The sequence below is a fragment of the Streptomyces sp. NPDC059169 genome (assembly GCF_042755225.1).
In the GTDB taxonomy this organism is placed as follows: Bacteria; Actinomycetota; Actinomycetes; order Streptomycetales; family Streptomycetaceae; genus Streptomyces.
The window spans coordinates 106,399-128,692 of sequence record NZ_JBHZCF010000006.1; the positions used below are offsets into that span (position 1 = coordinate 106,399).

Consider the following 22,294-nt stretch of genomic DNA (forward strand, 5'->3'; position numbering starts at 1 on the left):
GGCGAGTACCAGGGTCAGCCGTCCTCGTCCTCGCTGTCCTCCTCGTCGTCGGGGAGGCGCGGCAGGACGTCTATGTTCATGCCGTACTGACTGAAAACGTCGATCAGAGCACTGGTCATGGCGTCCAGGCCGACTTCGCGGACGATCACGAGGTCGGGTACCCGGAAGTACAGGCCGTTGGCGCATTCCCCGGTGACGGAGCGGCGCTCCAGCACCTCGGCGATCTTCCGGAGCGTCATGAGGCTCGCGCTCCACTCCCTGCCGTCATGGGCGCGGATGACGGCGTCGACGTCCTCGACGGTCTCGGCGTCGTCATCCAGACCGAGCGTGTACGTGATGGAGAAGTCGGCTGTCTTCACGACCACGAAGGGGTTATGAGCCATAGATCTTCATCAGTTCCTCGATGACCTTCTGCTCGAGCTTCTTGTCCGACTTCCCGACGATCTCGTAGCCGTCCTTGACCTCACGGAAGAACAGGCGTGCGCCGTCGTCACCCCGGAGGTAGCGGATGCCGTGCGACAGCGCCTTGGAGCCCTTGCCCGGCTGGTCGTTGCCGTCGATGAGCTTGTTGATGAGCTGGTTCATCTCCGACTGTACCTTCTCGTTCTTGGTGGACTTCTCGGCGAGCTTGGCGAGCCTGCTGTTCTTGCCGAGTGCCGAGGTCACGCAGCCCTTCGGCTTGCTGCCGGAGGCGGCAGCAGCGGCGGACACGCCGGCGGGCACGAAGGCGAGTGCTCCGGCCTTCGCCGAAGCTCCGTGGAACGCGGTCCGCGTGGCGGCGGCGCCCTGTACGAGAGGCGCCAGGCAGGCGATGGCGCTCTGGCCCTTCTTGACGCGGTCCAGGACCGTGCGCATCCGGTCCAAGGTGTCCTTGGCCTTGTCCAGGCGCTCCCAGAAGGAGTGGATGCCCTTGCTGACCCGGTAGATCGCCCTGCCGACTGAGGGGATCTTCGTGACGGCCGCTCCGACGAGGATGACGTTGGCCAGCGTCCACAGGCAGCTTTCCACGTCGCGCTGGGCGAAGCACTTCTTCGCGTCGGTGTAGCCGAGCTCGTCGAGGAGGATCTGGCCGCCGTTGGCGACGACCCAGTCGATGACGTCCATGGCCAGGATCTGCTTGGCCTCGCGGAAGTCGTCCACGCAGGACTGGCCGCACTGGGCGAGGAGCAGGGCTTCCTCGTCCTGGGTGAGGTCCGGCCCGGTGTCGGGCTTGGGAGCGTCCAGGGCGGCCTTGCGCCTCGCCTCCTCCTCCTTGCGGAACTCCTCCTCGGCACGGTCTGCCGCCTCGTCGGCTGCCTTTGCTTCCTCATTGGCGTTGGCCGCGGACTTCTCGGCGGCGACGGCGTCCGTCTCCGCCCGGGTGGCCGCCGTGTCCGCGGCACCGGCGTCGCGCGTGGCGGCGTCGGCCGACGCGCGGGCGTTCGCAGCACTCTTCTCGGCCTCGGTGGCCTCGTTGTTCGCCGCTGCGGCCTCGCTGGACGCGTCGCGGGCGGCGCCGTCGGCGTAGAACCAGTCCGTGCCGGCCTGGGTGACGTACTCCTTGGTCTTGGCGTCGGCCTTCTTCGCCGCCTCTGCAGCCTTGGCCGCCTCCGCCGCCGATGCCCTTGCTGAGGCCAAGGACTTGAGCGCAGCCGCTGCGTCGGCGGCTGCTGCCGCTGCCGCCTGCGCGGCGACCTTGGCGTCGCCGGCGGCCTTGGCCGCCAGCGACTTGGCGGCGGCGGCCGCCTTGGCCGCCTCGTTGGCCTTTGCGGTGGCCGCGACGGCCTGCTGCTCGGACAGCGACAGGGCCGACTGGCCGACCAGGACCGCGAAGGCGGCCGCCGAGTCCGACTCCCGGTACGGAGTGCCCAGCGTGATGGCCGTGTTGGCCGGCTTGATCGCCTCGCTCGCCGCGTCGCGGGCCGCGGAGGCGGCTTGGCCGGCCGCGTACGCGCGTCCGGCCGTTACGGCTGCCCAGGCCTTGGTCTTGGCGGCCTCGATGCGGGCCGCCTCGGCCTCCTGGCTCGCCTTGAGGGCTGCGGTCTGCGCCTTCTTGGCTTCCTGTTCGGCCTTGGCGGCGTTCGCCGACGCGGCTTCGGAGGCGTCGATGGCCTCCGCGGCCGCGGCATGCGCGACCGCGCCCGCGGCGGCGGCCGTCTGGTAAGCCGCCCACGCCTTGTCGGCCGCGGCACGCGAGCGCTGCGCTGCGGCTTCGGAACGGGTGGCGGCGGCGCGGGCGCTTTGCGCCGCGCCACTCGCCTCGCCGGCGGCGATGTGCGCTCGGCCGGCCGCGGCTGCGGCGTCGTTGGCTGCGGTACGAGCGGCGGTGGCTGCCTCCCGGGTCTCGCCTGCGGCGCTGGTGCCGACAGCGGCAGCGGCGGCCGACTCCAGGGCTGCGGCACGGGAGGCGGTGGCGTTCTTGTTGCGCTCCGCCTCCTCGGCCTGCTGGCGCGCGGCAGCGGCCTTGCCCTCGGCGAGGAGCGCCACGGTGAGCTGCTCGTCGGCGGTCTTGGCGGCACCCTCGGCCTGGGTACGGGCGCGCCCGGCCGTCTCGCGCTCGTTGGCCGCGCGCTGCTCGGCTGCCTGGGCCTTGGCACGCTCGCTGGCTGCGGTCTGGCGTTCCTTCGCAGCGAGGGCCTTCTCGTGCTCGGCTCTGGCACGCTGCGTCTTGGCAGTGGCCGCCGCGACGCGCGCAGTCTCCTGCGCACGCTCGGCAGTGGTCTGCGCGTCCTTCGCCTTGGTGGCGTTGTCCGCGGCCTCCTTGGCCTGGGCTGCGGCCGCCGTTGCCGCAGCCTTCGCCTGCGCCGCTGCCTCCAGCGCCGCCGCCTTGCGGAACTCGGTCTGCAAGGCGTGCGATTGGGTCTTGGCCAGGGCCAGCAGCGCCTGGCTGTCAGCGGCTGTGGCTTTCGCCGCGTTTGCCGCGGTCAGCGCGGTCTTCGAGGCCGCTTGCGCAGCGGCGTACGACGCTTTCGCGACCTGGACCGACTGCTGGGCGTACATCAGGCCGCGGCCTCGCGGCGTCTTGGCCGCATCGGCGATGGCCCAGGCGGCCTTCTGTGCTGCGTCCGCCTTCTCGGCGGCTGCCTTGGCCGCGGCGACAGCCTTCTCCGCGATCGGAACCTGGGCGGCGGCGGCCTTGCGCGCTATCTGCAGGTCCTTCGCGGCCTTCGCGAACACGGCCGGCTTCGGCTTCAGGATGCTTTTTGGCCGTGCCGCCCAGTACTTCTGGAAGAAGAGGATCTGGTCGGCCTGCCATGCCTGCCGGATGGACTCGACCATCGCCACCGATGCTGCCCGGACCTCCTTGGAGGTGACGCCCTCGGCGGCGACGATCTCCGCACGCTGCTTCTTCTGGGAGGCGTATTCCGCCTCCCACTCCGTGTAGGCGTCGAGGACGACACCGGTGAGCGCGCGGTAGTGGTCGATGGGGTTGTTACTGTCACAGCCCGCCCAGGCTGCCTTCAGGAACTCCACCTCGGTCCGGTGCTCCGACGAGTCCGGCGACGGAGCGGTCTTGAGGAACCCGCCGAAGCGGAGGAAGGTGGCTACGTCATTGGCTGAACCGGGCGCCCCGTTCCGGCCGTTGTTCCTGCCGACCACCTCGTCGCCGGCGATCGGCTTGTATGCCGATCCCCAGTCGTCACCGGTGGTGTCGAACGCGGCGAGAACCTCCTTCGCCTTCTCCACCGCGGCCTTCCCCGGCCTGGGTGTGGGGTCGTCCCCGACCTTGAAGGCGAGCTCGCGCTCGACCCTGGCGAAGGCGCGGATGTCTGCGCCGAACTCCGGCGCGTGGTAGTCGCGCCCACCGGAGTGGTTCGTTGCCGCGTAGGGCTTGTTGGTCTCGTTGAGTTTGTCCTGTCGGGCGACGAAGGCGGTGCCGCTGGCGCTCTGAGCCGTCTCGTCCCGCTCGTGCGCGGCACCCAGGGGCGTTCCGAGTCCCCCGAAGGGGCCCCAGGCCGCCGCCACGTCCGCATCCGTACCGGACAGTGCGGCGTTGGCAGTCGTCTTCATGTCCGGACCGCCGTAGTGCACTGCACGTGCCACCTGGCAGCGGTCCTTGCGCGCCTGCGCTCCGAGACTGATCCGCAGGGTCCTCTTCCACGGATCGGTCGGGTTGTCACCCGGCTCCTCCGCGTGTGCCGGGACCGCGTACACCAGTCCCACCAGGATCGACGAAGCGGTCGCCAGTGCGGTTCCCGCGATGCCCCGTGTCAGCGCCGCGCGCCGCGCGCGCGGGTTTCTTCGAAATGTTCTCAGCACTGCTCAGCCTGTTCTTCTGGGTACAGGTCATGCCCGGGAAGAAGCAGGCGTCACGGCAGCGCGGCGGGCACCTATCCGGTGGTCAGTCGGATGGCCGCTGCGGAAGAGATGTCAGTCGTCCCCTCGGCGTGCCGGTCGAGCACGCCGCCCCCTGCCTTCCCCCGAAGGCAGGGCAGATCTTCTCATGCTGACCGCAGCGGGGGATGGGTCTTACTAATCGTTAAATATGGGGAGATCATCCGAAATGGTTGCGGCGAATCTGTGAAAATCAAGTCCGAGTTGGTCGTTCAACTGTCATAACAATCTTCACAGTTGGAAGTTTCTGTCTAAGAATGCTCGGATCGTGGCTTGAATGCCCCACCGACGCGGGGCACCAGAGAGGGGAGCCGAGGGGCGCGGTCTCGCCGGTCTCCCCGGACGCGCGCTGCTGCCGTGAGCGGTGCACACCGCGGCAGCGGGATCCCCGGCTGTCGTCGCCGACGGGGCGGCGAGTAGGTGCGCTGTGTCATTCCGCGGGTGATCGACTGCGTCGCTTCGGATCTGGCGCGCCGACTCCGGGGTCCCATGCCGGCCTCGCGTGAGACATCGAGGGGCGGTACACCGGTCCGTAGACCGGTGTACCGCCCCTCGTCGTCGGTCACACGCGCCTCATGTGTACGGATGGGTCATCCGTGGTCGCCCGTGCGGGCGTGCCCTTTTCGCGCGAGCGTATCGTCAGACCTTCTTCTCTCCGCCCAGGTGGTGCACCCGCACCATGTTCGTCGTGCCCGGGACGCCGGGGGGCGAGCCCGCCGTGATGATCATGGTGTCGCCCTTGTTGAAGCGCTGCAGCTTCAGCAGCTCCGCGTCGACCAGGTCCACCATCGCGTCCGTGGTCTCCACGAAGGGTGCGAGAAAGGGCTCGACGCCCCAGCTCAGGGTGAGCTGGTTGCGGGTGTTCTCGTCCGTCGTGAAGGCCAGGATCTGCTGCTCCGCGCGGTAGCGGGACAGTCGGCGGGCCGTGTCGCCGGACTGGGTGAAGGCCACGAGGGCCTTGCCGCCGAGGAAGTCGGCGATCTCGCAGGCCGCGCGGGCCACGGAGCCGCCCTGGGTGCGCGGCTTCTTGCCCGGGACCAGGGGCTGGAGACCCTTGGAGAGCAGTTCTTCCTCCGCGGCCGTGACGATCTTGGACATCGTCTTGACCGTCTCGATCGGGTACGCACCCACCGACGACTCCGCGGACAGCATGACCGCGTCGGCGCCGTCCAGGATCGCGTTCGCCACGTCCGACGCCTCGGCGCGGGTCGGGCGGGAGTTGGTGATCATCGACTCCATCATCTGGGTCGCCACGATCACCGGCTTGGCGTTGCGGCGGCACAGCTCGATGAGGCGCTTCTGGACCATCGGGACCCGCTCGAGCGGGTACTCGACGGCCAGGTCGCCGCGGGCCACCATGACACCGTCGAAGGCCATGACGACATCCGCCATGTTGTCCACGGCCTGCGGCTTCTCCACCTTGGCGATGACCGGGACCCGGCGGCCCTCCTCGTCCATCACCTTGTGGACGTCCTTGACGTCGTCGGCGTCCCGCACGAAGGACAGCGCCACCAGGTCGCAGCCCATCCGCAGGGCGAAGCGCAGGTCCTCGATGTCCTTGTCGGAGAGCGCGGGGACGTTGACCGCCGCACCGGGCAAGTTGATGCCCTTGTGGTCGGAGATGACACCGCCCTCGACGACGATCGTCTTCACTCGCGGGCCCTCGACCTCGACGACCCGCAGCTCGACGTTGCCGTCGTTGATCAGGACCTGGTCGCCCTTGGACACGTCACCGGGCAGGCCCTTGTAGGTCGTGCCGCAGGCGGACTTGTCGCCGGGGACGTCCTCCGTGGTGATGGTGAACTCGTCCCCGCGGACCAGCTCGACCGGTCCCTCGGCGAAGGTCTCCAGGCGGATCTTCGGACCCTGCAGGTCGGCGAGCACGCCCACGGGGCGGCCGGTGTCGGCCACCGCCCTGCGGAGGCGGTCGTACCGCTCCTGGTGCTCTGCCTGGGTCCCGTGGCTCATGTTGAATCGGGCCACGTTCATGCCGGCTTCGATGAGCGCTTTCAGCTGCTCGTAGGAGTCGACGGCGGGGCCCAGTGTGCAGACGATTTTGGAACGGCGCATAAGGCGGATCCTATCGGTTTGTTTCGCCTCGGAATATTCCGGCTGGTGGAATGTACAAATGGGCGGGTGCCTGCTCAGGTGTATTCCGTCAGGCCCGTCCTTCGCCGACCAGGGCGAAGGTCTGCCGTGCGATCTCCAATTCCTCGTCCGTCGGCACCACGGCGACCGCCACCCGCGCGTACTCCGGCGAAATGATCCGCGGTTCGCCCGACCGGACGGCGTTCAGGTCCGCATCCACCGCGAGTCCCAGCTCTTCCAGGCCCGCGACGGCAGCCGCCCGCACCGGGGCCGCGTTCTCACCGACGCCCGCGGTGAAGACCACGGCGTCCACCCGGCCGAGAACCGCGTAGTAGGCGCCGATGTACTTCTTGAGCCGGTGGACGTAGATCTCGAAGGCGAGCAGTGCCTGCCGGTCGCCCTCGTCGATCCGCCGCCGGATCTCCCGCATGTCATTGTCCCCGCACAGCCCCACCAGACCGCTCTTCTTGTTGAGCAGGGCGTCGATCTCGTCCACGTCCATTCCCGCCACCCGCTTGAGGTGGAAGGTGACCGCGGGATCGACGTCACCGGAGCGCGTACCCATGACGAGCCCCTCCAAGGGGGTCAGTCCCATGGAGGTGTCCACGCACCTGCCGCCCGCGACCGCCGAGGCAGAGGCACCGTTCCCCAGGTGCAGCACGATGACGTTGACGTCCTGCGGCGCCTTGCCCAGCAGTTCGGCGGCCCTGCGGGAAACATACGCGTGCGAGGTGCCGTGGAATCCGTACCGGCGGATCCGGTGGGCGTCCGCGGTCTCCACGTCGATCGCGTACCGCGCCGCGTACTCCGGCATCGTCGTGTGGAACGCGGTGTCGAAGACGGCGACCTGGGGGAGGTCCGGGCGCATCGACTGAGCGGTCCGGATGCCGGTGATGTTCGCGGGGTTGTGCAGCGGGGCCACCGGAACGAGGCGCTCGATCTCCGCCAGCACGTCGTCGTCGATCACCGTGGGTGCGGAGAACCTCAGGCCTCCGTGCACCACCCGATGGCCGATGGCGGCGAGTTCGGGGGATTCCAGGCCGAGGCCGTCCTGCGCCAGCTCCTCCGCCACGGCCTTCAGGGCCGCGTCGTGGTCCGGGATCGGGCTCGTACGTTCCCGCTTCGCGGGGTCCGTGGCGGTCAGCGGCGTGTGGACCACCCGGGACGTCTGCTCGCCGATCCGCTCGACGAGACCGACCGCGAGCCTGGAGCCGTCGCTCATGTCGAGCAGCTGGTACTTCACCGACGAGGAGCCGGAGTTGAGGACGAGGACACGAGTGGCGGCAGCCGTTGGGGTCATGCGGGCAGCTCCTGCTCCTGGGACTGGATCGCGGTGATCGCGACCGTGTTGACGATGTCGCTCACCAGTGCACCGCGCGAAAGGTCGTTGACCGGCTTGCGCAGGCCCTGCAGCACCGGACCGACGGCCACCGCGCCGGCCGAGCGCTGCACGGCCTTGTACGTGTTGTTGCCGGTGTTCAGATCGGGGAAGATCAGCACGGTCGCCTGGCCGGCCACCTCGGAGTCCGGCAGCTTGGTGGCGGCGACGGACGGGGCGACCGCCGCGTCGTACTGGATGGGTCCTTCGATCTTCAGCTCGGGATGGCGCTCCCTGACCAACTTGGTCGCCTCGCGCACCTTGTCGACGTCGACGCCGGAGCCGGAGGTGCCCGTCGAGTACGACAGCATCGCGATCCGGGGCTCGACGCCGAATCGGGCGGCCGTGGCCGCCGATTGCACGGCGATGTCCGCGAGCTGCTCGGCATCCGGGTCGGGGTTGACCGCGCAGTCGCCGTAGACGAGTACCCGGTCGGCGAGGCACATGAAGAAGACCGAGGAGACGATCGAGGCCTCGGGCTTGGTCTTGATGATCTCGAAGGCGGGACGGATGGTCGCCGCGGTGGAGTGCGCCGAACCCGAGACCATGCCGTCGGCCAGGCCCTCCTGCACCATCAGGGTGCCGAAGTAGTTCACATCGGAGACGACGTCGTACGCGAGTTCCACGGTCACCCCGCGGTGCGCCCTCAGCTGCGCGTACCGCTCGGCGAACCCCTGGCGCAGCTCGGAGGTGGCCGGGTCGATCAGCTGGGTGTCGGCGAGGTCGATCCCGAGGTCGGCGGCCTTCTTGCGGATGGCGTCGGCGTCGCCGAGCAGGGTCAGGTCGCAGACGTTGCGGCGCAGCAGCACGTCGGCGGCGCGCAGCACCCGCTCCTCGGTGCCTTCGGGGAGGACGACGCGACTGCGGCGGGCGCGCGCGTGCTCCAGCAGGTCGTACTCGAACATCATGGGGGTGACGCGTCCGGTACGGGCGACCTCCACTCGGGCCAGCAGCTCCGCGGTGTCGACGTGCCGTTCGAAGAGGCCGATCGCGGTCTCCGCCTTGCGCGGTGTCGCCGCGCTCAACCTGCCTTCGAGCGCGAAGAGTTCGGCTGCGGTGGGGAATGAGCCACCGGAGACCGAGAGCACCGGGGTGCCGGGCGCGAGCCGGCTCGCCAGGGCGAGGATCGCGTCGTCGGGGCGCTCGTCGAGGGTGAGGAGCAGTCCGGCGATGGGCGGGGTGCCGGCCGAGTGCGCGGCCAGTGCTCCCACGACCAGGTCGGCGCGGTCGCCGGGCGTCACCACCATGCAGCCGGGGGTGAGGGCCTTGAGGAACTTCGGCAGCATCGCACCGCCGAACACGAAGTCGAGTGCATCACGGGCCAGCCCGGAGTCGTCCCCGAGCAGCACGGTGGCTCCCAGCGTCTGACTGATCTGGGAGACCGTGGGCGCGGAGAGCGCGGGCTCGTCCGGCAGCACGTAGCAGGGGACGGGGAGACGGGCCGCCAGTCGCTCGGTGATCGCCTCGCGATCCTCGGGTGCCACCCGGTTCACGACCATGGCGAGGATGTCGCAGCCCAGGACGTCGTAGGCCCGATGGGCGTTGCGGGCCTCCGCGCGGACGGACGCGGCGGTCTGTCCCCTGCCGCCCACCACGGGTATCACCGAGGCTCCGAACTCGTTGGCGAGCCGGGCGTTCAGGGCCAGCTCGTCGGGGAGCTGGGTGGCGTGGAAGTCCGTGCCGAGGACCAGTACGACCTCGTAGCCGCGGGCCACCTCGTGGAAGCGGTCGACCAGGTGGGACACCAGTTCGTCGGTGCCCTTCTCCGCTTGCAGGGCGGCCGCTTCGTGGTAGTCCATGCCGTAGACGGACGACGGGTCCTGGGAGAGGCGGTAGCGGACGCGCAAGAGATCGAACATACGGTCGGGTCCGTCGTGCATCAGTGGCCGGAACACCCCCACCCGGTCCACCTGGCGGGTCAGGAGCTCCATGACTCCCAGTTCCACCACCTGGCGCCCGTCCCCGCGGTCGATCCCGGTCACGTACACGCTGCGCGTCACGCGTGCTCTCCTGTTCCTGTTCGATCGGTCGAGCTCGTGCGCTCGGGAAAACTCGATAGGGTGAGATTGCCCCCTTGACAATACCTCCGCGGGTGGATAGGGCGCCCGCCAGTACGGCCGCACGGCGAGCGGGTCGGGGAGGGGTGTGGTCCAGACCACCCGGGTGGGCGTGGAAAAGGCCCACACGTATCGCAAGCGAGCAGGAGACACGGCACGATGCGCATCGGAATACTCACCGCAGGCGGGGACTGCCCCGGCCTGAACGCCGTGATCCGGTCGGTCGTGCACCGGGCCGTGACCGGTTACGGCGACGAAATCATCGGATTCGAGGACGGGTTCAAGGGACTCCTCGACGGCCACTACCGTCCGCTCGACCTCAATGCGGTGAGTGGCATCCTCGCCCGCGGTGGCACGATCCTCGGCTCGGCCAGGCTGGAGCGCGCCCGGCTGCGCGAAGCCGCCGAGAACTGCGAGGAGTTGGCCCGCAGGTACGGCATCGACGCGCTCATCCCGATCGGCGGCGAGGGCACGCTGACGGCGGCCAGGATGCTGGCCGAGGCGGGGATGCCGGTCGTCGGTGTACCGAAGACCATCGACAACGACATCTCCTCCACCGACCGCACCTTCGGGTTCGACACCGCCGTGACGGTCGCCACGGAAGCCATCGACCGCCTCAAGACCACGGCCGAATCGCACCAGCGGGTCATGGTCGTCGAGGTGATGGGCCGACATGCGGGATGGATCGCGCTGGAGTCCGGCATGGCGGGAGGTGCGCACGGCATCTGCCTGCCCGAGCGCCCCTTCCAGGTGGACGACCTGGTCAAGATGGTCGAGGAGCGTTTCGCCCGTGGCAAGAAGTTCGCGGTCGTCTGCGTCGCCGAAGGCGCGCACCCCGCCCAGGGCTCCATGGAGTACCAGCGGGGCGAGATCGACCAGTACGGTCACGAGCGCTTCCAGGGCATCGGTACCCGGCTCGCGGTGGAACTCGAGCGTCGGCTCGGCAAGGAAGCCCGGCCCGTCATCCTCGGGCACGTCCAGCGCGGCGGGGTGCCGACCGCCTACGACCGGGTGCTCGCCACCCGTTTCGGCTGGCACGCGGTGGAGTCCGCGCACCACGGCGAGTTCGGCGTGATGACGGCGCTGCGCGGCACGGAGGTCGTCATGGCTCCGCTGGCCGAGGCGATCGTCCGGCTCAAGACCGTGCCCGAGGACCGGATGCGCGAGGCCGAGTCCGTCTTCTGAACCCGGTCGCGGACGGGGCGCGTCGTGGCGGGAACCGCAGCGCCCCCCGGCGCCGTCCGCATCGCTCCCCCGACCGCCGGCGCCGTGCGCGCCGGCCCGGCGTGCACGGTGGACGGCGCGGGCCCGCCGGCGGTTGCGGACCGCCGCCGGAAACCGGCCGCGCGTCGCGCTGCCCGCGTCCGGTGCGGCCCGCGCGGGGGCGCCGGCCGCAGTGACCGCCCACCGACGGGGAAACCGAGGGGTGTCCGGCGGGCGGTCCGCTCGTCCGCGCGGTGTCAGGACAGCTTGCCGTCGTAGTCCGGCAGCTTGAACGTCCGCTCCGCGTGCCCGCCGACCAGGTCGCTCGGCCGGTTGCCGACGTTGGCGATGATCGTGTAGCCCTTCGCCTCGATCTCCGCGCGCTTGGCGGTCTTGTACTTGCTGACCTCCTCGAACAGGTCGGGCAGGTCGCGCACGTACAGCCCGTCGACCGGGTAGCCGACCTTCCGCAGGTTGTACGACGTCAGGGGCGCGATGATGCCCGGGCGGGCCGTCACGAAGAAGACGTCCACGCCGCGCGAGTCCGCATAACGTGTCAGGTCCAGCACCTGCCTGACCGCCGGGGTCGGGTACTCCCAGAAGTAGTGGAAGTCCGTTTCCAGCGAGGTGTTGTCGATGTCGAGGACCATCGCGAGCCGTTGGCCGGAGGCGTCGGCTGTGCGCTGCTCGATGTACGGACGTGCCGTGGCGACGACGTCGGAGACGTCGCGCTGCCAGGTTCCGTAGTCCACCCCGGCGAGGGCGGCGGCGGTGAGCCCTCCGGTGTGCGCCGCGGTCGAGGTCAGGCCGGCGGTGGTGGCCCCGGGGCGGACCGACGCGCTCGCCGCCGGTGCGGAAAGGGACGAGGCGAAGGCGAGTGCGGCGATCGAGACCGCGACCCGGTTTGTCCATCGGCGTGCATGCATGGGGGGTTTGCTCCTTGGGGATCCGGTGGGGGTGCGCCCTGGTGGTGACTTCCAGGGTGTTGGCATGCTCGCGACCAACTATGGCCGGAATGCTTCGTTCCCTCTACCGGCTGGTAGCAACGATGTTGCGAAAGGGCGTACTTCGGTGTCCTCCGGTGCGGCCGCACCGGACGGGACCCGGCTCCGCGCCCCGGCCGCGACCGGCGCCGGGGCCCCCAGGGCCCCGTCCGCGAGCCTGCTGCACGGTGAATCGCCGTATACCACGGTCGAGTTGAATGACCTGACCTGACCTGACCCGATCCGCCCGGCACGGCGTGCCGGTGTCCGGGCGCCTCGGCCCGAGTGCGGCCCCGCGGTGGTCCCCTTCGCGGCCGGTCAGTCCGGTATCAGCGCCCAGAAGTGTTCGGTGATCCGGTCGAGGAACTCCTTTCCCGCCTCACCGGAGCCTCCCGACGCACCCCAACTGGACGTCGCCGCCATCCGGGCCTGGTAATCCGCGTGCAACTGCCTCAGGACGGACTCCCCTTGCGACCGGGGAGTCGACAGGAGCTTCGTCAGCGGCTTGACGTACGCCTGCCAGCGGGTCGTCACCGCGCTGCGCAGCAGCTCGTCCAGTTCGGCCCCGCGGCCGGTCGCCGCCAGCAACTCGCGCGGGGACAATGCGAGGGCGTCGGCCAGCGCGGCGGTCTGCCGCTCGTTGCCGCTCCACCGGCCGGTGTCCTCCATGCGCCGGTACGACCCCGGGTCCACACCCACCCGGCGCGCCAGGTCATCGGCGGACACCCCCCGGGACAAGCGGTACTCCCGCAAGGTCCTGGGAGAGCCGAGCAGCTCGGCGGGCGAGCACCAGAGCACTCCGGCGAGGGCGTTCAACTCGCGGGAGTCCGGCGCGAGCAGGCCGCGTTCCCAGGCGATCACGACGTCCGGGCCGACGGCGAGTCCGTACTGGGCCCGGAGCCCGTAGGCGACGTGGCCGGGAGCCATTCCCAAGGCCTCGCGCAATCGGCGGGCGGCGGGTGCGTTGAAGGGCGGAGTGGAGTGCACGCGCACACGGTAGGAGCTGCGTGTCACCGGTGGCCACGGTGCGTTCGGACGACGTCACAGCTCGTAGGAAGGTCCAGGCGGGGCCGGGGCGCCCACTCTCCCCTTCGCACGGCGAGGTGGCGGGCGCACCCGTGGTGAGCGGCGGGGCGGCCCCGTCGTGCGGAACGGCCCCGCCGGCAACCGGTGCGTGCTCCTCGTACCGGGCCCGGCGGCGACCCGGCCCCGTTGCCGAAGGGTCCCGGCGCCGACCGGTCCCGACCGGGACGGCGGACGCGCTGGGCGGAGCGAGGCGGCTCAGCGGCCCGAGGGGATCCAGCGGTACTGCAGTTCTGGTCGCCCGACCTGTCCGTACTGCGGGCTGCGCGCGGCCCGTCCGGCGGTGACCAGGTGTTCCAGGTAGCGCCGTGCGGTGATCCGCGAGATGCCCACCGCGTTCCCGGCCCCGGTCGCGGTCAGACCGCCGGGGGCGTCGCGAAGGCTCCGGGACACGGCTTCCAGGGTGGGCGCGCTGAGCCCTTTGGGCAGCGCGGCGGGTTGCGGCGCACGCAGTGTCGCCAGCGCCCGGTCCACCTCGTCCTGCCCCGATGCCTCGCCCGCCGCGGCGCGGAATTCGGCGTAGCGCACGAGCCGGTCGCGGAGCGTGCTGAAGGTGAAGGGCTTCAAGACGTACTGGACCACCCCGAGGGACACTCCCTCGCGGACGACGGCCAGGTCGCGCGCCGATGTGACGGCGATGACGTCCGCCGAGTGACCGGCGGCGCGGAGCGAACGCAGCAACTGGAGCCCGTGGCCGTCGGGCAGGTAGAGGTCGAGCAGGATCAGTTCGACGGGCGTCCTGTCCAGCAGCCGGTACGCCTCGCCGCGGGAGTGCGCCACTGCGGCCGCGGTGAATCCCGGCACGCGCTCCACGTACAGCGCGTGGGCGGCGGCGGCCACGGGGTCGTCCTCGACCACGAGGACGCGAAGGGCTGCGGTTTCGGTCACGGGGCCACCCTGGCCGCGGGCACGGGTCTCCGGGTCATGGTGTCGTCTCCAGGGTGCGCAGGGGCAGTCGTACGGTGAACTCGGCGCCGCCGTCCGGCCCTCGGGCCAGCTCGACCGTTCCTCGCCCGCGGTGCGCGGCCTGCCGCACCAGCGCGAGCCCGAGTCCGCGCCCCGGCCCCCGTGTCGACCAGCCGCGCTCGAAGACGACGTCGGAGTCGCCCGGGCGCACGCCGGGTCCCGTGTCCGCTACCCGGAGGACGAGTTCGTCCTGGACGGTCCGGGCCGTGACGGTGACCCGGGGACGCGGGGCCGTCGGCCGGACGGTCCGCTCGCCGGCGTCCGGCCGGGGGGTTCCGGAGCAGGATTCCGCAGTGGCCTCGCCGTGCGGGACGTCACCAGCCGTGCCGTCGTGCGGGACGCCCCGGGCGGCCGGGACGGCAGGAGCGGGCCGGTCGTCGCCGGTGTGGGGCCCGGCCCCCTGCCCACCGGCGGAGCCGCGTGGAGGCGCACCCACCGTCCCCTCCGTCGTACCCGCGGCGCGGTGCCCGGCCGCGGCACCCGGAGCCGCACGCGGAGCGGGCTCGTGCCCGGCCTGCGGTGCGGACGCCGCCTCGACCGCGTTGTCGATCAGGTTGCCGAGGATCGTGACGAGGTCGCGCGGGGGGAGCCAGGGCGGCAGGACGCCGTCGTCGATGCGGCTGTCGTCCGCGAGGACGAGCTCCACCCCGCTTTCGTTCGCCTGGGCCGCCTTGCCCAGCAGCAGCGCGGCCAGGACCGGCTCGCCGACCGCCGACACCACGCGGTCGGTGAGGACCTGCGCCAGCTCGAGCTCCGCGGTGGCGAAGGCCACGGCTTCGTCCGTGCGGCCCAGTTCGATCAGGGACACCACGGTGTGGAGCCGGTTGGCGGCCTCGTGCGCCTGCGCTCGGAGTGCCTGGGTGAAGCCGCGCTCGGAGTCGAGTTCGCCCGTCAGGGCCTGGAGGTCGGTGTGGTCCCGCAGGGTCACCACGGTGCCGCGCTGTTCTCCGCCGACCACCGGCTGGGTGGAGACGACGAGCACCCGGTCCGCGGTCAGGTGCACCTCGTCGACCCGCGGCTCGCTGGCCAGCAGCGCACCGGTCAGCGCCCGAGGCAGGCCCAGCGAGTCCGCCGGTCGTCCCACCGCGTCCGCGCCGAGGCACAGCAACTCCCGGGCACCGTCGTTGATCAGCGCGATCCGCCGCCGTCCGTCCAGCATCACCAGCCCTTCGCGCACCGCGTGCAGGGTGGCCTGGTGGTAGTCGTGCATGCGGCTCAGCTCGGCGGCGTTCATCCCGTGCGTGTGCCGCCGCAGCCTGGCGTTGATCACGTACGTACCGGCCCCGCCGAGCAGCAGCGCGGCACCCGCCATCCCCAACAGTGCGATGACCTGTTTGCGCACTTGCTCACTGATCCGTTCGATCGTGATGCCCGCGCTGACGAGGGCCGTGACCCGCCCGCCGTCGTGCACCGGAGCCACGGTCCGCACCGACGGGCCGAGCACCCCCATGTGCGTCTCGGAGAAGGTCTCGCCCGCGAGGGCCCGGTCGATGTGGCCCAGGTACGTCCTGCCGATCTCGCCCGGTTCAGGATGGGTCCACCGGGTGCCGTCGGGAGCCATGACCACGACGAAGTTGACGCCGGCCGTCCGCCGAAGCTCCTCGGCGTACGACTGGAGCACCGCCGTCGGGTTCGGGCTCCTGGCCGCCTCGACGACCGTGGGCGACTTCGCCACGGCGATCGCGACCGACGTCGACTGGCGGCGTGCGGTCTCCTCCGCCTGATCGAGGTCCGTCAGATAGGCGAAGGCCGCGCATCCCGCCACGACCGCGGCGACCAGCACGACCTGCATCGCGAAGAGCTGGCCGGCGAGGCTCCGGGGGAGGGGTATGCGCATGGCGTAAGTCTGCCTGGCCGGTTTCGCGTGAACGAAACGCACGCAACGGTGACCGGGGTCACAGGGTGGTGGATAGTCGCGGCAGTCCACCGGGACGTGGACGTGTTCACCAGGCCGAGGAGGAATCCCCGTGGCAAGCACCGGAGCCGCAAGGCGGGACCGCACCCACTATCTGTATCTCGCCGTCATCGGAGCCGTCGTGCTCGGCATCGTCGTGGGCTTCGCCGCGCCCGGCGTCGCCGTCGAGCTCAAGCCGCTCGGTACCGGATTCGTGAACCTGATCAAGATGATGATCTCGCCGATCATCTTCTGCACGATCGTGCTCGGTGTCGGATCGGTGCGCAAGGCGGCCAAGGTCGGTGCGGTCGGCGGCCTCGCCCTCGGCTACTTCCTCCTGATGTCGACGGTGGCACTCGCCATCGGTCTGGTCGTGGGCAACATCCTGGAGCCGGGCTCCGGCCTCCACCTCACGGACGCCGCCAAAGCCGCCGGCGAGAAGCAGGCGGCGGGCGCCAGCGAGGGCACCGCCGACTTCCTGCTCGGCATCATCCCGAAGACGATGGTCTCCGCGTTCACCGAGGGCCAGGTGCTCCAGACGCTGCTGGTGGCGCTGCTGGCGGGCTTCGCGCTGCAGGCCATGGGCAGGGCCGGTGAACCCGTGCTGCGCGGGATCGGTCATGTCCAGCGGTTGGTCTTCCGCATCCTCGCGATGATCATGTGGGTCGCCCCGGTGGGCGCCTTCGGCGCCATGGCCGCCGTCGTCGGCGCGACCGGGGTCGACGCCCTGAAGTCGCTCGCGGTCATCATGATCGGCTTCTACATCACCTGCGCGCTCTTCGTCTTCGTCGTCCTCGGCACCCTGTTGCGCATCGTCTCCGGGGTGAATCTCTTCGCGCTGCTGAAGTACCTGGGGCGGGAGTTCCTGCTGATCCTCTCCACCTCCTCCTCCGAGTCGGCGCTGCCGCGGCTCATCGCCAAGATGGAGCACCTGGGCGTCTCCAAGCCCGTCGTCGGCATCACGGTGCCGACGGGGTACTCCTTCAACCTCGACGGCACTGCCATCTACCTGACGATGGCCTCGCTGTTCGTCGCCGAGGCGATGGGCGACCCGCTCTCGGTGGGGGAGCAGGTCTCCCTGCTCCTCTTCATGATCATCGCATCCAAGGGGGCGGCCGGAGTGACGGGCGCGGGGCTCGCCACGCTGGCCGGCGGACTCCAGTCGCACCGGCCCGAACTGGTCGACGGCGTGGGCCTGATCGTCGGCATCGACCGTTTCATGAGCGAGGCGCGCGCCCTCACCAACTTCGCCGGCAACGCCGTGGCGACGGTCCTCGTCGGCACGTGGACCAAGGAGATCGACAAGGAGAGGGTCGCGCAGGTGCTGGCCGGACGCCTTCCGTTCGACGAGCAGACCTTCGTGGACGACCACGCCGCCCCACCCGCGGACGTCCCCGTGCAGCGCGCCGACCGCCCCGGGGACGGGCCGGACCACGGGAACCCGGGGAGCGGGAAGACGGCCGCCCGGGTCTGACGTGCCGCGCCGCTCGTACGGGCCCCGGCTCCCCCCGGGGCCCGTACCCGTCGACCCCGTACGTCGTCGGCCCCGAACGTCCTATTCCGTGGGGAACGGGAACACGGCGCAGGTCGTCGTCCCGTGCGCGTAGAGCCTGCCGTCCTCGACGCCGATCACGCGCCCCTCCGCCGTGGCCGTCGTGCGGCCGACGTGCAGCACCGTGCCCGTCACCCGCAGCGCCGCGGTGTCCGCGAACAAGGCCGGATCAGGTTCAGGTTGAGCTGCGTCGTGGTGTACGTCGAGCCTGCCGGCAGCCTGCTCATCACCGCCGAACCGAGGACCGCGTCCATCACCGCGGCCAGGTAGCCGCCGTGCACGCTGCCCATCGGGTTGTAGAGGTGCTCACCGTGCTCGGTCTCGAACACCGCGAGTCCGTCCCGGATCTCGACGAAGCCGAAGCCGAAGCCGAGGGTGCTCATGATGGGCGCCGCGGGGAGGCGGCGGTCGACCGCCGCCTGGAGCACCTCGCGACCCGTCATCTTCAGGACCCCGGCTGTCGGACGCACGGGGGCGCACCACGTGTGCGTACAGGACCTGGTGGTCGTGGGGGTTCTTCCGGCTGCGGGCTGCTGGTGTTCATGCTCGTTGCGCGAACCTAGGATTACCGCGTGGTCGGCGCCGAGTGTCGTATCCGACGCACTTGATACGGTTCCCGACATGAAGGTGGCTGTTCTCGCTCTCGACGGGGTCTTCGGGTCCGGGCTCTCCGCGATCCTCGACGTCCTCCACTCGGCCAACGCCATGCGCAGCCAGCTCCCCAAGCCCCCACCCGAGTGGGACATCCGAACCGTGGGATTCCGCCGACGCGTCACCACCGGCGTGGGCCACACCGTGCCCGCCGAACCCGCGGCCACCGCCGCCGAGGCGGACCTGGTGATCGTCCCGGCGATCACCGAGCGGCGCCCCGACGCCCTCGTCGCGCACGTCTCCGGCACCGAGGCCCGTCCCGCGCGCAGCCTGCTCGCCCGGGTCCGGTCCGCGGGCACCCCGCTCGCCTCCGCCTGTACCGGCACCTTCCTGCTGGCCGAGTCGGGCGTACTCGACGGGGAGCGGGCGACGACCAGTTGGTGGCTGTCGCCCGTCTTCCGCGGACGCTACCCGGCCGTCGACCTCGACGAGACCTCGATGGTCACGGTCTCGGGCGGGATCACCACGGCGGGTGCGGCCTTCTCCCACCTGGACCTCGCACTGTCCGTGGTGCGTTCGGCCAGCCCGGCACTCGCCGACCTCGTCTCCCGCTACCTCGTCGTCGACGACCGGCCGTCCCAGTCCGCGTACACCATTCCCGCGGCGCTCGCCCAGAACGACCCGACCGTCTCGGCCTTCGAACGATGGGCCCGCGAGCACCTCCACGAGCCGCTCGTGGTCTCCGAGGCGGCCGACGCCCTCGGCATCAGCGAACGCACCCTGCAGCGGGCCGTGTCGCGGACCCTCGGGACCACCCCGGTGCGTTTCGTCCAGGACCTGCGCGTGGAACAGGCGAGCCACCTGCTGCGCACCACGTCCCTGCCGCTGCCCGTCATCGCCCGCCGCGTCGGCTACGAGAACCCGGGCACCCTGCGCCTCCTGCTGCGCACCCGCGCGGGAACGACGGTTACGCACCTGCGGAGCCGCTCCTGAGGACGCCTCTCGGCACCGCCCGCCGACGAGGTGCCTCCCGCGGCGGTCTCCGGATGGCCGAAGCGCGTCCGGTGCCCAAGGGTGAAACCGCGGCCGCACCCGCGGTGGCATCCGTTGAACGGGAGAGGCACATGCCGAAATACCTGGTCCAGGCCAGCTACACCGCGGAAGGAACCACGGGCCTGCTCGCCGAAGGCGGTACCGGCCGCAAGGAGGCCGTGGAACGCGTCCTGCGGTCCTGCGGGGGCACTCTCGAGTGGATGTACTACGCCTTCGGCGACGACGACCTCTACGTCGTCGTCGACATGCCCGATGACGTCTCCATGGTCGCGACCTCGATCGCGGTCCGCGCCACCGGGACCGTCACCTCCCGGTGCATCCCGCTGATCAGCCCGGAGGACATCGACGCCGCCACGAGGAAGCAGGTCGACTTCCGGGTGCCGGGAGACTGAACGCCCCGCCGGCTCGCGGCCGCAGGGGCCTGCGTGTTGTGGGCCGGGGACTCCCGCGTCCGACCGGTCCGTCCGACCGGTCCGTCGGATCGTGTCGTCGGGCCGGTGGCGGCCGGTCACAGTTCGGCGAGTGCGACGGCGCGGCGCAGTACGTCGACCAGCATGGGGAGGGTGAGCCGACCGGTGAAGGTGTTCCGCCGGCTGGGGTGGTAGCTGCCGAGCAGGTGGAGCGCTTCCCGGTCCGCCGTGGCCGGCAGGACGACGTGTGCGCCGTGCCCGAAGACGGGCCGCGGCCGGGGCGTCCGCCAGCCCGCGGCGTCGAGTGCGGGCAGCAGCGTCCGCCAGCCGAAGCCGCCCAGGACGACGACGACCCGAAGGCGCGGGCTGAGCAACCGCAGCTCCGCGGACAGCCAGCCACGGCACGTCTCCGCCTCGGACGCGGTCGGTGTGTTGCCGGGCGGGGCGCAGTGCACGGGCGCCGTGAGCCGGACGCCGCGCAGCTCCAGCCCGTCGCCGACATGGGTCGACGTGGGTTGCGAGGCGAGGCCGACGGTGTGGAGCGCGGTGAAGAGGAAGTCACCGGTGGCGTCCCCGGTGAACATCCGCCCCGTCCTGTTCGCACCGTGTGCGGCCGGCGCGAGCCCGACCACCGCCATCGCGGCATCCGCCGGCCCGAAGCCGGCGACCGGCCGCCCCCAATAGACCCAGTCGCGGAACGCGGCACGCTTGACCGAGGCGACTTCCTCCCGCCAGGCCACCAGCCGCGGGCAGGCCCGGCACCCGGTCAGGGCCCGGTCCAGTGTGTCCAAGCTGCTGCAACGGGCGGTGTGACGCAGCACGGACGCCGGGTCGCCCACGGGCGGGGCGGCACCGGGCCCGTCCGGCTGCTCCGGTCCTTCCACGCCCCCACGGTACGCCTGCACCGACCAACTGATCAGCAGTTCCAGGCGCGGAGCACCAGGGGGTGGCCGGCCGGGGCGGACCGGCCCCGACGCGTACACCGGGGCCGGTCCCGCGGTTGCGGGGGTCTGCGGAACGTCGTGCCGGACTCCCTCATCCGAACGGGATGCGGACCACGGACTGGTTCCCGGTGCCCAGCGTGCCGCTGCCGCTGCCGATCGCGCTCCAGACCTCGACGCGGACCCTGCCGTTCGTCAGGTTCGCGAGGGACCCGGTGGCGGACCTGAGGCCACTCGCCTGCGTGTAGTGCTCGTAGCCCGGTACCGGGTCGGTGGCGAAGTACTGGTACGTCTCCGTCCGGTCCCAGGTGCCGTCGCCGGTGTGGTCGTAACTCACCCTGACCTGCTGTCCGTTGGCCACGGTCGTCGCTGCGTCGACGAACAGGTCGAACCGGGTCGAGCCGCCGTCGTACGTGCGGGTGATCGGGCCTGAGACGAAGACCTGCGGGTCGTGCGGAGAACCGTCGTGGTTGGTGCCGCCCGCCGGGGCCAGCGTGAGCGTGGAGGCAGTGGCGGCCGCGTCCCCTGCGCCGCCGCCGCTTCGCAGGTACAGCTGCGAGGAGCCGGACGGGGGCGGGTCGGTCGGATCCGGCGGAGTGGTTCCGCCACCGCGCGTCCAGACGGCGACGTAGTCGACGAGCATCGGACGGCCGGGAACGGTCGCGGCCGTCGGGGTCTTCCCGCCGAGCGCGTCCGGGAACGCGCCGCCGACGGCGACGTTGAGCAGGATGAAGTAGCCGGCGTGCTCCGTCATGTTCGCCCAGGTGCCACTGTCGAACCGACTCTGGTTCACGCTGTGGAGGAGCTGGTCGTCCACGTACCAGCGCAGCTCGTTGGGGGTCACGGAGCGGTCCCACTCGAAGCGGTAGGTGTGGAACGCCGACTGGCAGCTCGCGCCGGGGCAGGTGCGGTGGTCGCCGATGCCGCTGGTTTCGTTGCACGGCCCACCGGGGTTCACACCGCAGTGGAGCACGCCCCAGACGGAGTTGATGCCGTTGACGTTCTCCATGATGTCGAACTCGCCGATCGCAGGCCAGTTCCAGTAGTTGCCCCGGTACGGCGCGCCGAGGGCCCAGAACGCCGGCCAGTAGCCGAGGGCCGCGTCACCGGTCACGTCGGGCATGCGGACCCGTCCTTCGATGCGCAGGGTGCCCGCTGCCGGTGCCCTGAAGTCCGCCCGGCGGGTCTCGATCCGCGCGGAGGTCCAGTTCCCCGCGCCGTCGCGGAGCGGGGTGATGCTCAGGTTGCCGTGGCCGTCGAGGCTGACGTTGTCCGGGCTGGCGGTGTAGTTCTGGACCTCGCCCGTCCCCCAGTCGGCGGGGCCGCCGGGGTAGCCGTGACCGGTGTCGATCTGCCAATCGGTGGGGGAGGGCAGGGTGCGGGCGGGCCCGGTGAAGTCGTCGCTCCACTGCAGGTTCCAGTCCGGAGCGGGCGGTACGGCTCCGCGTGCCGTGGTCGCAGCGCCGGAGGCGATGACGCCGGTGAGGGCGACGGTCACGGCGAGGAGTCCGGCGAACAGGGGGGTGCGTCGGATGCGGCTCGTGCTCAAGGAACACCTCCGGTGAGGGTGGTGCCGAGGGGGTTGTGAGAGCGCTCTCACACGTTTTGTAGATGGAGCCAGGGTGCCCGTCAATGACCCTGTCCGCTTAACTTCCCGAATGCACAAGGGATTCGGCCCAACCGGCGGGCTGCCGGCCCGGCCGTGTGCGGTGGGCGCACGTGGCGGGCGGGCGTGGTCACGACCCAGGGGCGGTTCGGGGACGGCCGGGCTTGTGCCACCG

17 protein-coding genes are annotated in these 22,294 nt (G+C 71.0%); 4 read left to right on the forward strand and 13 right to left on the reverse strand.

Annotation, left to right across the window (positions count from 1 at the left end; all coding sequences use genetic code 11):
- Nucleotides 1–14: 14 nt before the first annotated feature.
- From ACFXOM_RS13285 to pta, 5 genes are all read right to left on the reverse strand, one after another.
- A complete protein-coding gene (locus ACFXOM_RS13285; RefSeq protein ID WP_384938693.1) occupies nt 15–383 on the reverse strand; it encodes a hypothetical protein in 369 nt (122 codons plus the stop codon).
- Entirely contained in the window at nt 373–4,239 is a 3,867-nt protein-coding gene (locus tag ACFXOM_RS13290; protein WP_385037935.1) for a hypothetical protein, read from the reverse strand. Before ACFXOM_RS13290 ends, ACFXOM_RS13285 begins: the two co-directional genes overlap by 11 nt.
- Nucleotides 4,240–4,953: 714 nt before the next feature.
- The gene (pyk, locus tag ACFXOM_RS13295) at nt 4,954–6,384 is read right to left on the reverse strand and encodes a pyruvate kinase (RefSeq protein ID WP_384946921.1); all 1,431 of its coding nucleotides are present in this window, start codon (nt 6,382–6,384) and stop codon (nt 4,954–4,956) included.
- A gap of 88 nt (nt 6,385–6,472) precedes the next feature.
- Nucleotides 6,473–7,702: an acetate kinase gene (locus ACFXOM_RS13300; protein ID WP_384938687.1), complete on the reverse strand. Its 1,230-nt coding sequence runs from the start codon at nt 7,700–7,702 to the stop codon at nt 6,473–6,475.
- Nucleotides 7,699–9,780, reverse strand: a complete 2,082-nt coding sequence (pta, locus tag ACFXOM_RS13305) for a phosphate acetyltransferase (protein ID WP_384938685.1) — start codon at nt 9,778–9,780, stop codon at nt 7,699–7,701. The genes ACFXOM_RS13300 and pta overlap by 4 nt, the downstream gene beginning before the upstream one ends.
- 216 nt (nt 9,781–9,996) lie before the next feature.
- Between pta and ACFXOM_RS13310 the strand changes: the two genes are divergently transcribed.
- Nucleotides 9,997–11,022 (forward strand): ATP-dependent 6-phosphofructokinase, encoded by a 1,026-nt coding sequence (locus tag ACFXOM_RS13310; RefSeq protein WP_384938683.1) that lies wholly within the window; start codon nt 9,997–9,999, stop codon nt 11,020–11,022.
- Between the two features lie 275 nt (nt 11,023–11,297).
- Here the strand turns inward: ACFXOM_RS13310 and ACFXOM_RS13315 are convergent, their stop codons facing one another.
- The 4 genes from ACFXOM_RS13315 to ACFXOM_RS13330 form a co-directional block, all read right to left on the reverse strand.
- Entirely contained in the window at nt 11,298–11,966 is a 669-nt protein-coding gene (locus ACFXOM_RS13315; protein WP_384938681.1) for an HAD family acid phosphatase, read from the reverse strand.
- Nucleotides 11,967–12,341: 375 nt separating this feature from the next.
- A complete protein-coding gene (locus ACFXOM_RS13320; RefSeq protein WP_384938865.1) occupies nt 12,342–12,950 on the reverse strand; it encodes a helix-turn-helix domain-containing protein in 609 nt (202 codons plus the stop codon).
- Nucleotides 12,951–13,304: 354 nt separating this feature from the next.
- On the reverse strand, nt 13,305–13,994 hold the full coding sequence (locus ACFXOM_RS13325; protein WP_385037938.1) for a response regulator: 690 nt from the start codon (nt 13,992–13,994) through the stop codon (nt 13,305–13,307).
- A gap of 34 nt (nt 13,995–14,028) precedes the next feature.
- Complete coding sequence (locus ACFXOM_RS13330; RefSeq protein WP_385037940.1) at nt 14,029–15,909, reverse strand: ATP-binding protein; 1,881 nt, start codon at nt 15,907–15,909, stop codon at nt 14,029–14,031.
- Between the two features lie 130 nt (nt 15,910–16,039).
- On the opposite strand from ACFXOM_RS13330, the gene ACFXOM_RS13335 reads away from it, so the two are divergent.
- On the forward strand, nt 16,040–17,440 hold the full coding sequence (locus ACFXOM_RS13335; protein ID WP_384938676.1) for a cation:dicarboxylate symporter family transporter: 1,401 nt from the start codon (nt 16,040–16,042) through the stop codon (nt 17,438–17,440).
- A gap of 81 nt (nt 17,441–17,521) precedes the next feature.
- On the opposite strand, the gene ACFXOM_RS13340 is transcribed toward ACFXOM_RS13335, so the two are convergent.
- Nucleotides 17,522–17,680 carry a hypothetical protein gene (locus ACFXOM_RS13340; protein WP_384938674.1) on the reverse strand — a complete coding sequence of 53 codons (159 nt, stop codon included), beginning with the start codon at nt 17,678–17,680 and terminating at the stop codon, nt 17,522–17,524.
- A complete protein-coding gene (locus ACFXOM_RS13345; protein ID WP_384938672.1) occupies nt 17,650–17,988 on the reverse strand; it encodes a PaaI family thioesterase in 339 nt (112 codons plus the stop codon). Before ACFXOM_RS13345 ends, ACFXOM_RS13340 begins: the two co-directional genes overlap by 31 nt.
- A gap of 151 nt (nt 17,989–18,139) precedes the next feature.
- Between ACFXOM_RS13345 and ACFXOM_RS13350 the strand changes: the two genes are divergently transcribed.
- Together ACFXOM_RS13350 and ACFXOM_RS13355 are read left to right on the forward strand one after the other, a co-directional pair.
- A complete protein-coding gene (locus ACFXOM_RS13350) occupies nt 18,140–19,102 on the forward strand; it encodes a GlxA family transcriptional regulator (RefSeq protein ID WP_384938670.1) in 963 nt (320 codons plus the stop codon).
- Between the two features lie 131 nt (nt 19,103–19,233).
- The gene (locus tag ACFXOM_RS13355; RefSeq protein WP_384938668.1) at nt 19,234–19,554 is read left to right on the forward strand and encodes a GYD domain-containing protein; all 321 of its coding nucleotides are present in this window, start codon (nt 19,234–19,236) and stop codon (nt 19,552–19,554) included.
- A 116-nt stretch (nt 19,555–19,670) separates the two neighbouring features.
- Here the strand turns inward: ACFXOM_RS13355 and ACFXOM_RS13360 are convergent, their stop codons facing one another.
- Both ACFXOM_RS13360 and ACFXOM_RS13365 read right to left on the reverse strand, forming a co-directional pair.
- Complete coding sequence (locus ACFXOM_RS13360; protein ID WP_384938863.1) at nt 19,671–20,411, reverse strand: uracil-DNA glycosylase; 741 nt, start codon at nt 20,409–20,411, stop codon at nt 19,671–19,673.
- A 196-nt stretch (nt 20,412–20,607) separates the two neighbouring features.
- Nucleotides 20,608–22,062, reverse strand: coding sequence for a glycoside hydrolase family 16 protein (locus ACFXOM_RS13365; protein ID WP_385037943.1), 1,455 nt, complete (start codon nt 22,060–22,062; stop codon nt 20,608–20,610).
- Between the last annotated feature and the right edge of the window lie 232 nt (nt 22,063–22,294).